11 protein-coding genes are annotated in these 14,646 nt (G+C 52.2%); all 11 read right to left on the bottom strand.

Annotated features, from left to right (window positions below):
* Positions 1 to 201 precede the first annotated feature (201 nt).
* Positions 202 to 1,314, bottom strand: a complete 1,113-nt coding sequence (gene wecB / locus FED52_RS03380) for a non-hydrolyzing UDP-N-acetylglucosamine 2-epimerase (protein ID WP_138858958.1) — start codon at positions 1,312 to 1,314, stop codon at positions 202 to 204.
* Positions 1,311 to 2,168, bottom strand: a complete 858-nt coding sequence (gene tagH, locus FED52_RS03375; RefSeq protein WP_138858957.1) for a teichoic acids export ABC transporter ATP-binding subunit TagH — start codon at positions 2,166 to 2,168, stop codon at positions 1,311 to 1,313. Before tagH ends, wecB begins: the two co-directional genes overlap by 4 nt.
* A gap of 13 nt (positions 2,169 to 2,181) precedes the next feature.
* Entirely contained in the window at positions 2,182 to 2,979 is a 798-nt protein-coding gene (locus tag FED52_RS03370) for an ABC transporter permease (protein ID WP_138858956.1), read from the bottom strand.
* Positions 2,980 to 2,993: 14 nt separating this feature from the next.
* Complete coding sequence (locus FED52_RS03365; RefSeq protein WP_138858955.1) at positions 2,994 to 4,283, bottom strand: nucleotide sugar dehydrogenase; 1,290 nt, start codon at positions 4,281 to 4,283, stop codon at positions 2,994 to 2,996.
* 147 nt (positions 4,284 to 4,430) lie between these two features.
* Positions 4,431 to 5,732 (bottom strand): glycosyltransferase, encoded by a 1,302-nt coding sequence (locus FED52_RS03360; protein WP_138858954.1) that lies wholly within the window; start codon positions 5,730 to 5,732, stop codon positions 4,431 to 4,433.
* Complete coding sequence (locus tag FED52_RS03355) at positions 5,729 to 6,082, bottom strand: hypothetical protein (RefSeq protein ID WP_138858953.1); 354 nt, start codon at positions 6,080 to 6,082, stop codon at positions 5,729 to 5,731. Before FED52_RS03355 ends, FED52_RS03360 begins: the two co-directional genes overlap by 4 nt.
* Positions 6,083 to 6,092: 10 nt before the next feature.
* Entirely contained in the window at positions 6,093 to 8,057 is a 1,965-nt protein-coding gene (locus FED52_RS03350; protein WP_138858952.1) for a hypothetical protein, read from the bottom strand.
* A gap of 55 nt (positions 8,058 to 8,112) precedes the next feature.
* Complete coding sequence (locus tag FED52_RS03345) at positions 8,113 to 10,275, bottom strand: glycosyltransferase (protein ID WP_138858951.1); 2,163 nt, start codon at positions 10,273 to 10,275, stop codon at positions 8,113 to 8,115.
* Positions 10,272 to 13,355 carry a CgeB family protein gene (locus FED52_RS03340; RefSeq protein WP_138858950.1) on the bottom strand — a complete coding sequence of 1,028 codons (3,084 nt, stop codon included), beginning with the start codon at positions 13,353 to 13,355 and terminating at the stop codon, positions 10,272 to 10,274. The genes FED52_RS03345 and FED52_RS03340 overlap by 4 nt, the downstream gene beginning before the upstream one ends.
* Before the next feature lie 302 nt (positions 13,356 to 13,657).
* Positions 13,658 to 14,032: a transposase gene (locus tag FED52_RS14050; protein ID WP_138858949.1), complete on the bottom strand. Its 375-nt coding sequence runs from the start codon at positions 14,030 to 14,032 to the stop codon at positions 13,658 to 13,660.
* A 304-nt stretch (positions 14,033 to 14,336) separates the two neighbouring features.
* Entirely contained in the window at positions 14,337 to 14,546 is a 210-nt protein-coding gene (locus FED52_RS03330; protein ID WP_138858948.1) for a transposase, read from the bottom strand.
* Positions 14,547 to 14,646: the final 100 nt, after the last annotated feature.

Below are 14,646 nucleotides of genomic sequence, written 5' to 3'. Positions count from 1 at the left end.
GAAACAAAAAACCGTGTCCAGTTGAATACCGGACACAGGTTCTCAAGGTAGCCTGACAAATCATTAATTTTTACTTTTTTTGATGCAGTTCAAGTAATAGGCTTTTTAATATCTACTATTCAGAGTGCAGATTAACCCCATTTTATATGTCATCTGTCCACCGAATCAATGAACATATCATCTACATCACCTTTTCTGTTTTCACTTCATTCTCAACTTATCAATAACAGCATCCACGATGCGGCGTGACGCCTCCCCGTCCCCGTATGGGTTAGACGCTTTCGCCATGCTTTGGTGTGCCGCAGCGTCAGACAAGAGCTCGTCAGCGAGACCGAAGATGACTTCTTCTTCGACGCCTGCGAGTTTGAGTGTACCGGCTGCGACACCTTCTGGACGTTCCGTCGTGTCACGAAGGACAAGGACCGGTACGCCGAGTGATGGTGCTTCTTCTTGTACGCCACCTGAATCTGTCAAAATCAAGTGCGAGCGTGACGCATAGTTATGGAAATCGAACACGTCGAGCGGCTCGATCAAGTGGACACGATCGAGATCATTCAAGATTTCTCCGGCAAGTTCCCGTACGATCGGGTTCATGTGGACCGGATAGACCACTTCGATATCGTCATACTTTTCAATCAAACGACGGACCGCACGGAACATATTCCGCATCGGCTCCCCGAGGTTCTCACGACGGTGCGCCGTCAATAAGACGAGGCGTTTACCTTGTGCCGTGATCGAGTTCAAGAGTTCGTTATCGTAGCCGTCTTGAACGGTCGTCTTCAACGCATCGATTGCCGTGTTGCCCGTGACAAAGATGTCAGCTTCTTTCTTGTTCTCGCGAAGCAAGTTTTCAGCCGATGTTTCTGTCGGTGCGAAGTGAAGGTCAGCCATGACGCCTGTCAATTGACGATTCATCTCTTCAGGGTATGGCGAGTACTTGTTGTACGTCCGCAGACCTGCTTCGACGTGCCCGATGGCGATTTGGTTGTAGAACGCCGCGAGTGACGCCGCGAACGTCGTCGTCGTATCCCCATGGACGAGGACGATGTCCGGTTTCGCTTCCTTCATGACTTCATCGAGTCCGTGAAGAACGCGTGTCGTCACGTCGAAGAGCGTTTGGTTCTTCTTCATGACGTCAAGGTCATAGTCTGGTGTGATTTTGAACAATTGCAAGACTTGGTCGAGCATCTCCCGATGTTGGGCTGTGACGACGACGATCGGTTCGATCCCTTCACGGTTTTTGAGCTCCAAAACGAGTGGAGCCATTTTGATGGCTTCGGGACGCGTGCCGAACACGGTCATAACTTTAATCATAGTGATTCTCCTTTTCGGGGGTGACGCGGCAAAATGATTGTCTCACCGATATCATGTTGGTCGACGATCGTTGTGCGTTGTTCCATTTTTTGCTGCTTAAATTCCGATTGACGCTTCGAATCGAGCGTCCGGAACCATTTCAAAAACTTCATGTATTCGTCGGCCACTTCGTTGACAGGTCCATACTCACGGATTTCACCGTATTCCAGCCAAATCGCCTGTGTACAGAACTGCCGGACTTGCGATACCGAGTGACTGATGAAGAAAATCGTCTTCCCTTCATCTTTAAACTCATTCATCTTGACGAGACAGCGGTCGGTGAACGTTTGGTCGCCGACTGAGAGCGCCTCATCGATGACAAGGATGTCAGGGTTGATGTTGATGGAGATGGCAAACCCGAGCCGTGACTTCATCCCACTCGAGTACGTTTTGACCGGTTGATCGATAAAGTCGCCAATGTCAGCGAACTCGATGATTTCCGGGGTGATTGCCTTGATTTGATGCTTGTCCATACCGAGCATGAGACATTTCAGTTCGATGTTCTCCATCCCGGTCAAGTTCCCGTTGAGCCCAGACGAGATGGCGATGAGCGAAGGCTTCCCGCGCAACTCGATTTTCCCGTGGGTCGGCGGAATCACGTCTGACAGAAGGTTCGACATCGTCGATTTTCCTGAACCGTTAATTCCGAGAATGCCGACGACTTCCCCAGGCGGGACTTCGAACGTGACGTTACGGAGCGCATAGAACTGCTTCCCGTTCGCCCGATTGAACAATACTTCTTTTAACTTATCACTTTGTTTTCGGTACAACGTGTACCGCTTCGATACGTTTTCAAACTTTACTTGGTAGCTCATACGTCACCGCTCCTTAAATATAGTCAATGAAGTAGCGACGGAAACGAACGTGAATCGCCGAACCGATTAGGAACGTCACAAGCGTGAAGCCCCAGAAGTAGAGGCCATAGCCCAGATTTTGCATGAGCCAATCCGTCCCAAGGAACATCGATCGGTACCCTTCCACCAAGTAGTAGAGCGGGTTGATCATGAGAATCGTTTCAAGCGTCCCAGTCGGTTGCCAGAAGATCGGTAGTAAATAAAGCATCATCCGAATAATTTGTGACAGCAAATTTTGAAAGTCGCGGATAATTGTGGCCAGTGCTGACGTCAAGAGTGAGAACGCGTAAAGGAACGCGAGCGCACTGAGTAACAAGTACGGCAAGAACAAGATGTTCCAGCCTTCACTGATGCCAAACGCCATCATCAAGATGAACGCGATCACGACCATCGCGACGTGCCGGTATAATTCCGACAAGATCACGTACGCCGGGATGGTGCTAATCGGAAAACTCATCTTCGAGACGAGTGCAATCTTCGAAAAAACGGATCGAGAACCACTGACGATGGCCGGTCCAAAGAAGAACCATGGCACAATTCCGGAGACGAGCCATGGGAGGAACGGGACATCACCAACGTCTCGACCCGCACGTAGACCGAACCCGAAGACGAGCCAATAGATGCTGATTTGAATGATTGGCGTCAAGATTTCCCACAAGTATCCGAAGTACTGCATCGAGTAGCGACTTTTCGTTTCATATAGAGAGAGTCTCACAATTAAATAGAGACTCTCCCATAATTCGATGAATACTTGCTTCGAGGCTTTGATCATAGTGGGCACACAGGTTAAGCCAACGTTACTTTTCCGTTGACGTATTCGTACAAGTTTCCGTAGTTTACAACCGCGAGGTCGCTGTCATCAGCCTTCACGATATTACGTGTATCAAAGATCATCGGACGATGCATCGCTGCGTTCAACTCGTTGAAGTCGAGCGCTTTGAATTCGTTATGGTCAACGAGGACGAGAACGATGTCCGCATCTTTGATTGCTTCTTCTTTCGAGACGAGGTCGAAGTGTTTCGACGACGATACTTCAACGTGTGGATCGTGCACGGCGACGTTCATGCCTTGTTCGAGCATCAATTCGATGATTTCGACGGCTGGGCTTTCACGCATGTCATCTACGTTTCCTTTGTACGTTACGCCGAACGCGGCGATTTTCGCATCCGTTTGACCCGATACGAGTTTTTGAACGTTTTCAACGACATAAGCTGGCATCGAGACGTTTGTGTCACGTGACAACTTGATGATTTTCGCGAGTTCTGGTTGTTTCGCGACGATGAAGTATGGGTCAACCGCGAGACAGTGGCCACCGACACCTGGTCCTGGGCTATGAAGGTTGACGCGTGGGTGCTTGTTCGCCATCTCGATGACGTCGAGGACGTTAATGTCGAGCGCGTTACACACTTTCGCAAGTTCGTTCGCAAGCGCGATGTTGACGTCACGGAACGTGTTTTCCATCAACTTCGACATTTCAGCCGTTTTCGCGTCCGTCTTGATGATTTCACCTTTTACGAACGTACCGTATACTTTAGCACCGGCTTCGGCACAGTCTGGTGTGATACCACCGACGATGCGGTTGTTGTAGACGAGTTCGTGCAAGATTTGTCCAGGAAGGACACGCTCTGGGCAGTGAACGAGGAAGATGTCTTCACCGACGATGAAGCCGGCTTCTTCGACAACCGGTTTCACAAAATCATCCATCGTACGTGGTGCGATCGTCGACTCGACGATGATGACGTTGCCTTTTTCAACATATGGCAATACTTTGCGCGTTGCATCCAACACGTATGTGAGGTCACACGACTTATGCTCGTCATCGTTGTTCGGTGTTGGAACGGCGATGATGAACGCATCTGCTTTCTCTGGTTCGAGCGAAGCACGGAACTTGCCTTTCGCGACGACTTCTTTCACGACGTCTCCGAGGCCTGGCTCTTCGATGTGGATCTCACCACGGTTCAATTTATCAACGACTGACTGATGGATGTCTACGCCGAGTACATCGACACCATATTGTGCGAAGACTGCAGACGTTGGGAGTCCAATATATCCTAATCCGATTGTACATACTTTCATAGTTGGGCTTACCTCCATAGATGTTAGTGACACTGGTCACTGAATATTGCTTAACATTTCACTTTGTTTAAGAATTCACCAAAAATCAAACCCATTATACTCCTGATAGGAATTGATAAGCAATTACATTTTCATGACAAAACTGGATTACGCGGACGGAACCGCTCGCACGGTCGTTCCAAGCATGTATTCTGCGCATAAGGCAGCCGCTCGCACATCCCCTAAACTATAACAAACTTCGGGCAATAATGACCAATTCGACACCGAAGTCATATTTGCGAACGTCAGACGACGGAATACTTCCGGTCGGACGACTTCGGCAAGTTTACCGCGAGTGAACGGACTAAGCAAGTAAACGCGCAAAATCGACTCGTCCGGGTAGTTCCCGACGAGTCGCTCCACGTTCTCGAGGTTTTCCCCTACAATGAGTCCGACCGTTGCCGCGTGCTGGTTCAAAATGCTGAATGAGAAGTAAGACAACCCGGTCGCGACCACGAGTTCACGGATGGCGGCGCGTTCATCGGGATGATCTTTCACATAGAGGCTCATCATCGACGTCTGCGCGTCCATCTTCCGTTCGATGAGTCGGCGCGACGGGTCATTCGCTTGGATGAGCAGTTCATCGAGCGCTTTGATGACGGCGAGACGCTGACGAATCGAGAACTCACGGCTCACGCCTTGGCGCGATACCGAATTGTCCCTCACTTGACGGAAGTAAACGGCGTCTGTGTCGGGTGGTAACACCGTAACTGCCGGTGCATATGTCGAAAAGAGCGTCGAGAAGTATACGACGTCCTCCCCGCTCCGGAGTGTCGGTTCGTAACGGATATGTTTCGCATACACCGAAGGAATTAGCTTGCAGGCGTTCAACGTCAAGAGTTGCGCCATCTGCTCATAGGCCCACTCACCGCCAGCGAGCCGTTCGAACTCGCGATGGAGCGGTGAACCGAGAGCGTTGCCGTCGGGATCGACGTCTTGAATGTCGGCGATTACAACCCGGTCTGGTAGGGCCGCGCTGAATAGTCGTTCTAAATAGGTCGGACTGAACGTGTCGTCCTCATCTAAAAAGGTCACAAATTGACGCGTCGCCGTCTCGAGCCCGCGATTTCTCGCGATGCTCACGTTCGCCTCTTCTTCAAGCAGACGATGCACGGTCACATCTCGGCCAAAACGCTCACTCACGTCCCGTAACTGCTCGCGTTTCTCCCCATTGAAGACGAGTACCCATTCGATGAGCGACGCGTCGAGCGTCTGGGCGTCGAGCGAGGCAAGACAGGCCGCGAGACGGTCTTCCGAATCATGAGAGGCCACGATGACACTGATTCCCCGTACCATTGATTCGTCAAACCAAGTCGGGAGTTTGACCGATTCAAACGTTCGATCGACGAATCGGTTCCACTCTTTCTTCTCGGCGACGATTTCGGCTAACAGCTCATCGTAGTGACTCATGACGGTTTTCCTTCTTGTTCGAGTTTCGTGACGAGTTTACCAGCGAGCGGAATCGACTTCACTTTATCGACGATGCCTTGGAGCCGAGCGGCTTTCACCGTCAGCTCCTCCACGCGTTGTTTCTCGCTCAGCGCCTCTCGTTTCCACTTATCCACGTTCGCTTTCGCTTGGCGGAGTTCACGCTCAAGATCTTTCATCTTTTGAACGGTGTTTTCTTTGCCGCGAATGTGTTTCGCACCTTCTTCGAGCACGTCCTGCTTCACCGTTTCGATTTGGTCTGTCAGTGCATGTAACTGTTCCCGCAAAAATGCATTCTCACGTTCTACATACTCAACTTGTTGACGGTCCATGACGATTTCCTCAGCTTTCTATAATCCACGATCCCATCTTCAGTTGGATAGGATATTGGTCGTTTTGGAATTTAATCGCTAACTTGACGAACTTGGCCTCGACTTCTTTCGGCAAACGGTGGCAGAGCGTGTTCTCGCCGGGACGGAGCTCATGGCTGAACGCCGTCTTCTTCAAATTCTTTTTCGCATCATACTGCATGACGTAAAGCTCGATCGGTGTCGCCTCATTAGACAACAGTTCAATCGTCCCTTCGACGCTTATCGAAGGGGCGCTGCCGAGAGTCGCATCTTTTTGGAACTCGCTCGAAGGCGGCGCGCTGAAGCTCTGGTTGAACAGTTGTACGTACCCGTTCTCCCCACCGAGTGGTTTGACTTCGAGATGCGTGACGAACCGTTCTTCGCGCATCGTGAACAGTTCCGCGTTGAACGGGATGAAATAGTGATAGATGAACGGTTTAATCGTGACGGCCCGCGGTTTATGCGCCTCGGGAATCGTCAACTCGATTGTCTCCGGTTCGATTTCTGATCCGGACAGGCGGACTGACCAATTTTTAGCCGTCCAGTCGTTCCAGAGCGAGACGTAGCCGTGATGTATCGTCTCGCTCGACTCGAACGCGTTGGCGACGCTCGACTCGACTTTGAGCAATTCGTTCATCCGTTTCACTTGCTCGGATGCGGTCTCTTCAAGCAAGAGACGCCAGTTGAGCGGCGCCGGTACGACGGTCGGCAACAACGGCGCGTCACTCCATGCGAACGTCTCTTTGACGAAATGGAGTGGTTTCGTGCCAAACAGTTCCTCGAGCGCGACTTTGACGAGATAGCCTTGACGGCGCAACTCGTACGGCGCTTCGAGGATATGACGCAAGACGTCACGGTCGAAGAGTGGCTGCAGCAGTGTCATCTCGCGCATAAAGCCGAGCCGTGCGTAAGCGTGGAAATGTTCGATTTTCAAATGGAACCAAGCGGCCTCGAGCCGGCCGCTCCAATCGCGCTCCGGTTCTGCGTCGAATAGACGGTCAAGCATACCTTCTACTTGTTCGCGTTCTGTCTCGCCGAATCCTTCGAACGAACGAATTGCTTTCCGCGACAATTGCTGTTTCGCCTCATGTTCGTCCATATTCTCTTTCAAGAAAATATGTTTCCCGTATAACCAATCCGTCCCGTGTTTCCCGATCTCGACATCGTCAAGGTCGATGGCTTTACCAGTCGGGATGCTTTCATAGGCGGTCAAGTTCCCGTCTGTCGCCGCGTAGGTATCTGCGATGCGCTGCGATAGCGATAACGACAGTGTCGAATCCGGTGCGGGCGTCACGGCGAGTTCGACATCGTCAAACAACTCACGCGCGACGGTCGCCTCGTTCCCTTCTAAATCGGGCACATGCAACGTCACCCGCTTTCCTGCCTCGAGATACAGTTTTGTGAGCAACACGTCGAGTGCTGTCCCGTTAAACGGGATATTGACGGTTGGCATCGGCACACGGACCGCGTTCCGAAGCGCCGTCATCCACGTGTCGATATAGTCATCGCGGAGCTGGGTCGTACTTTGCGGGAGAGGGTCCCACGTGTCGCACGAGACGACTCCGTCTCGCACTGTCAAACGTTCACCTGCTCCGAGACGCTTAATCCCTTCAAAACGTGTGGCGTCTCCGAACACATGCCCGACGAGGCGCATTTGCGCGATCGCTTCCGGGCGGACGACCGTCTTCCCGGCCGCTTTCGCCACGTCCTCGAGCGATGTCCCGACGACGATCGGATCTTCTGAATAGTAGACCGGGATCAAGTTGTTGAACGGAACGGCGACGCTGAACTGTTCGTCTAGCGTGAGAGAGATGTTCATCCCGTTTGGTTCATCCCGTGATGCATCGTACATCCCGAGACGAACGTTTTGTGGCGTCTCCGAGATGATGTGGGTCAGACCGTCGCGACGATCAAATTCAAGCGTCTGGCCAGTCGATTCATATATAAAGTGGCTCATATCGTATCTCCTCAAACTAATTTCAAAACAAGCAAACCCGGACGACCGGGCTTGCTCAGTGTTTTCGATTCAATTCTGTCAAGATGAGCTGTTCGAGCTTCGGCGCAAGCGTCTCGATCGCAAAATGGTGATGGGCGTAAGCCATATAATCTTGTGTCGCTTCGAGCAACTTCGCTGAGTCGTCCCGGTACGAATGGATGATATTGACGCCGTCTAACACGTTTTCCATCAACACGTCGTCTGGATAAATCGTTTCGCTTCCTGTCCAGTGACGGATAATCGGGAACGTCCCCGACGTCATCGCCTCGGCTGGCGCGAGATGGAAGCTCTCTAAGTCGCTCGTCGATAAGATGAAGCCGATTTTTGTCAGCCATTCCGGTACATCATCACCGTGCCCGTCAAAGACGACGCTGTCTTTAAACGTCGGTTGTTCGAGCCGCTCGAGCAGACGGTCGTAATAAGCCCGCTCATCTTCCCGTTTATTGATCCAATAGATCTCATTCGGGTGATGCCCTTTGATGAACAGCTTGTAGCGTACGTCTTCCTTACGGAGCGTCTCGAGCATATCGAGCGCGAGATCGAGTCGTTTCAACTTCGGATTGATACCGATCATGCCGAGGTGGAACGTCAACTCGTCCAACTGTTTCGGCTGAACGAGTCGCGTCCCATCGACCGCATTGTAAATCATCGTCATCTTGTGACGCGGGATGCGGAACAAGCGATACATCTCCTCTAGCATATACGGCGACACGAGGATGATGCGGTCGATGTTGTGCAGGTTGTACTCCCGTGGGAACGGTGTCTCTTTCTCTTGACGATGGATCCGGACAATCATCGTCTGGTGCGGTTTCTTATGGTGCGAATACCAGACGGCGTTCCCGAGACCCCACTCACAGAAGATGATGTCGGCTTGCTCTAAGCAGGCCTTACTGTGATTCACGTCATGGATTTTGTGTCCTTCCCATTCGTCAATCAAGACGTTAAAGCGCGGATGGCGCTCGAAGTAATCCATGAAGAGACGGAGGAATTTGAAATCGTGTCCGGCGAAGAGCAAGTTGATTTTCTTCATGCCCCATAGCTCGTCGTGGAGACGCTTGTACGTGTTCGTGAACGTATAATATTGGGCCATCTCATACAGGCGGGCCGCCGCATCACGGTAGACGTGTTCATCCGTGAGTGCGAGCTTCGCCTTGTCGATGAACTCGGCTTCCGAGTTGACGAAGAGCGGATAATCCCCGCCGAGGATTAGTTCGTGCATCGGGTTACGGTTCAAGAGGACCGGTTTCCCGAGCGAGCCGTACTCGAGCAGTTTCGTCGACAGCTCAAGGCTCGCATCGAGTTCAGGATGTCGCCACGACACACCGATCGCACTCGAGTCGATCAACGTTTCGACGTCGGCGCGTGGGATGCCTTTCAACCAATGGACACCGTCATCCGACTTTAAGCGGGTAAGAACTTCTTGCTTAAAGTTCGGGTTGTTCGGGTCTTGGTTGAACTTGTCGCCGGCGACATGGAGTTCGGCTGGGTAATCGGCACGGAGTTTCGCGAACGCGTCGAGAATCTCCGTCGAATACCAAAGCGGGGCGAACTTGCCCGTGTAGACGAGACGGTCGTTCGGTTTTGTGAACGTCGGCGTCTCTTCCTTCACGTTCGGAATCATCGGGTTCAAGATGAGGAACGGGCGGTCTGTCGGCAGGAACGACTCGAAATACGTCTTCATCGCTTCCGTCTGACAGAGCATGCGCGCCGAGCGCGACGCGATTTGCTTCAACCGGGCGAGCTCTTCTGCTGACGCTTGCGTATGGTCGTGGGTGAAATCGGTGATATACGTCCACGTCTTCGCCATCGTTTGTTCATACTGTGACAAGTCGTAAGCGAGTTGGAAACCACGGATGAACGCCATGTCGTAGCCGCCTGTCGTCATCAATTCGTCGATCAGTCCGGCCGCTTCGTCCGCTTGAAGCACGCCACGTGCGTAAAACGGAGCATCTTGTCTGCTTGAGTCTGGCGCGAACACGTCGATGAACCGGACGTTCGGCAACTCACGGATGCCGGCTGTCACTTCTGGTTTAGTGATCGAACGCTTAACTAGCACGTCGACTTGGATCGATGGGTCTTGGTTCAACATCGAGACGACGGACGTCAGCCAAATGGCCGACCCGTCGATCAAATTTAAATTGACATCCCCATAGACGAGGACGCGAAGTGGTGTCGTCATAATTGTACCTCCTGAGCGACCGTTTGCGGCATATCGCTCCCTGCTTTCACGTATTGATACGGGTCTGTACTGAAAATCCGTTCCCCGGACTGGGCGAGCTCTTTAAGCGTCTCGTCTTGTTTCAAGACGTCGAGCGCTTCAAGGACATTATAGAAGCGGAGCACATCCGGCTTCATGATCGACCGTGATGGCGTCGCTTCGAAGACGTAACGGTACGTACCGTCCGAGTCCACTTTCTCGAGCCCGTCTTTCCAGACGAAGTAGTCTTCTTTCGTCAAGATGTTCGAGTCGGCGTAACGCGTCGCAAGCATATAATCGGACACGTAGGCCGGTCCGTAATAGTCACTCGGACGGATGAACGCCATCCAGTCGAAGCCGTCAAGAATCTCAGACAAGGCGTTGTATTGCGTCAAGTAACTGAGCATGAACGTCGAGATATCTTCAGTATTGTAAGCCTCATACAAGTCAAGATGTCCTTCGAACTTGTCGAGGAAGACGACGAGGTGTTTATGCTCATAATCCTGAGCCCGGAATGTCTCGACGGCGCGGTCCATCTCCTCACGTGAGCGGACGAACGCGACGAGCGCGACTTCCGGATGGTCGACACGATAAGGCAGACCGATGTTGCCGACGACTTGGGCGAGACGTTGTGTGTACGTGTGGTACTTGAGCACGTGACGCATACCGCCCATGGCGACGTCTTCATAGAAGCTATCGTCGGTGAGCAGTTTACGGAACGTCTCTTCGAGCATCTCGTCGCCTTCATCTAAGAAGACGTAATCTCCGAGCATCTGTTTCACGCCGACAGAGCGCGTGCTGACGACAGGCGTCGCACAGGCGAGCCCTTCGAAGACACGACGTGAGAACATCGTCGGTGAATCGTTCACCGAGTTGACGTTCAGCATGACTTTAAAGCCTTTATAGGCTTTCGCGATTTGGTTGTACTTTAAGCTACCGCGAATCGATTTACGGAACTGCTCCGGGAATTGGAGTTGGTCCGTCTCACCGCGTTGGTTCATCTCATAGTTCCGGTCATAGATGACGAGACCATATTTATCGGCAGCCGCGAACAGGCGGTCCATGTCGATGCGTCGCGACTCGTGACGGTTCGCATAATACGAGCCGGCGAACGATGCGTACGGTTCCCGTGTGCCCGGCAGGCGGATCGGGTTATGCTCTTTCGGCTGGGCCGCGAACGGCAAGGCGCCGACGCGGTCATGTCCGCAATCTTCCTTATAGTTATCGAGGATGTTGGCGTCCGTCGTATAAACGAAGTCGAATCGTTTCGCCGTCTCGATGAAGCGGTCATAGTGGATCGGATCTTCTTTATTCCAAAAGACGGTCGGCACGTTGTTGACGCGGCACCAATCGAGGAGCGCGTCGAGTTCTTCCCACGTGTTCGTTCCGTATTTGACGATTTTCTTCTCCCACGTCTTGTCGTTCCCTTTCCAGGCCGATTCGACCATGAGGAAGTCCGGTTGACGGTCAGCGAGGACGGCCGGCCAGTCGTCCGGCGAGAATGTGATCAAGTCACACTCGGGACGATACGAGGCCGTCGTGAACTCGTCGAAGATGGCCGCGACTTTCAGCTCGTGCAATTCGCGCGGTTTCGCCTCGAACAGACGGGCTTCACGCGGGTCGATCCATTCCGGCACTTGTGTCCGGTCCGTGATGATCTCTTCGCTGACGCGGATGTTCGTGACGAGCGTCTCTCCCGTCCCATCGACACGAAGGGCGAAACGGAGATAGCGCACGTCTTTCCCGAACTCGAAAATCTTCTCGCTGCCGAGCTGAACTTGCTGCATCGACAACCGTTCCGTCAATGAATACGAGATGATATAAAGGACGACACCGGTGTTCGCACCGAGCTCGCCGTCGACCGTCACACGGTAGCGATGGTTCGGGCGGACCGTATACGGCTTCTCTTTCGGAAGCACCGTGAACCGGTTGTTCGTCTCCATATAGGATACGTAACGACGCACGTCCGGCTCGACGTCTAAGACGAGACGAAGGCCGTTCGGGTCTTGTTTCAGCTTGATCGACTCCGGTGTCGGAATCGTCCAAAACGTCGGATCGAGATCGAACGTCTCCGTGCGGCGTACACTGTTTTCACGGATAACACCTAGCTTCAAGTCTGACAGTGTCCCGTTGCCGTTGAAACGGACAAAATAGCGGACCGAGTCGTGGCTCGGGGTGAGGCTCAAGACGTTACTGAAGCCGAGCGGGACTTCGATGAGCTGATCGCGTTCACCGTGTGCATAAGTCGCGACGAACAACGTCGCCTTTGCCATCTCGGTCGCGTCTCCTTTTAAATAGAAACGATAGACGTAGTCGTCCATGTCGGCGAGCGGGAACTCGATGCTGTGTTCGGTGTCGACGTATGGAAGCGCCGACTCATTGACGCCGTAGTGCTCATATTGGTTACCTTGCCCGGTCACCTTAATCGTGTTGCCGTCGACAGAGACGATGCGGCTAAGTGGGGAGAGAAGCTCGAGCGATTCTTCGTCGAGATCGATTATTATGTCAAAGTCGGCATCGGCGACGGCGTTGCTCATTCCTTCAACGTTCCAAAGCGGCTGACCGTCGACGAGGAGCGACTGAATCAATACACGGCCTTTCCCTTGCGTCTGGATGACGAAGCGGGTCTTCGTCTCATCGTCACGGAGCGTTACCGTCGTGCGGACACCGTCCCCGACACGGACAACGCGCGTCCGTTCTTGATTGTTATACATCATGACGAGAAGAGTGACATCGATGTTACCGCTCTTCTCGACGTTCAGGCTCGTGTCAAACTCGCGAATCGACGGATTGAGCTGGAAAGAGTTCGTGCCCGGAACCGTGCGGAATGACGAGGAACGCTCCCCGTATGTTAAAAATTGCTTCTCGGCCATCGTAGAAACGAGCGTCGCGCCGTCCACTTCATAGTTTGCAGACGTCCTGGCATACCAAGACGGGACGACTTCAACGAACTGTCTCGTCTGCGCTTGTATCTTCGTCCCTTTCATCAACCGACGGCCGATTCGTTTGCCTCGCTGCATGCCTAAATAGACACCACGTTTTACTTTACTTTTCCAACTCATGGGGGTTCCTCCAAATTCATAATGACATCGTTCTCTCTTTAGCCGATGCCTTCTTATTTGAAACATCTCGTTTCGACACCCATTGATTATAGCAAACGCTCAATTCAAAAGGCAAAATCATCTAAATGACAAATTAAAGACAAAAATCACGTAATAGAAAGCAGTCCTTAAAAATACCAAATGAATCTTGAACAAATGAGTGTAAACATCAAAGCGTGAACTGCCACTTGTCAAGTAGAAATTGAGAATAATGAAAATCGCTTAGACCGCTTCAACCCTAAATTCTAATGGACTGAGGCTATCTAGTCTTTCTTGGAAGTGGTCTTGATTGCAAAACAAGTATGTACTCCGTGACGAGGAAACTGAAAAACCTCCGCTCTATCCGAGCGTGAAAAGAAAAAAAGGGGAATTGAACCGACCACGACGATTGCCATCACGCTCTGTAACGTCATACCTTTCAGATTTGACGTCTTGTTGCTCGCCAGACCTTGGGGATTCTTCAATTGACTGTTCTTCGGCTCGATTTCAAACCGCTTTCGTCGGTATTCCCTGAACTCATCTATTTGCTCGTAGTCGAGTAGCTGATCACTGTGATTCCGTGAGTTCAACGATACGCTGTAGGACTTGGACTTAGCCCCGTCCTTGTAACAGCCTTCTCTTAACGGGCATTGGTTCACAGCTCAATGTTGAAGAAATGGCTCTCCACTTTGTTCTGTACGACGTTCTTTCGTACGCCGCGGACTTTGCGGATGCCCGTCTGGAGCCTCGCCGGATGTGACGACGACGGCCGTGATGATCCCCTCCTCCGTCATCGTGGGCCATGGAGACCTGAAGCTCGACGTGCGCGTCCTCTGCGAACTCGCGGACCCGGTTCACCCGGTCCCGGATATATTCACACGCCATCAGTTCGGGCATCTTGCCCTCGACGGCGAGCGTATACGTCGGATCTTGGTGAGCGAGGAGGACTTGATGACGTCATCCTCAGGTGCAAGATCCAGAAAAAATTGTAGCAAGATTGGTCATCGTCCGTCTGACGAGGACGACGTCGGACAGGTTCGAATGCGCCTTCAGGAACAGATACTTGAACATCCGGACAGGGTGAACGGCCATCCGCCCTTTGTCGTGGCGATACGTGTCCTCGAGCAGCTCGGTGATGAAATCGAACGGCACGAGGTCATGGATGAGCCGCATACGGGCTCGGTGGCATGTTCGGCAGGTCGAGCATCATCGGAGTCACCTTCAAAAGGATGTTTTTTAACAAATCTGGTAAATGTTTTCACAGAAAAACTGC

Origin of the sequence: Exiguobacterium mexicanum (assembly GCF_005960665.1) — a bacterium.
GTDB lineage: Bacteria > Bacillota > Bacilli > Exiguobacteriales > Exiguobacteriaceae > Exiguobacterium > Exiguobacterium mexicanum_A.
The sequence above is the reverse complement of the archived record's forward strand: the minus strand, read 5'-3'. Positions and strand labels throughout refer to the sequence as shown.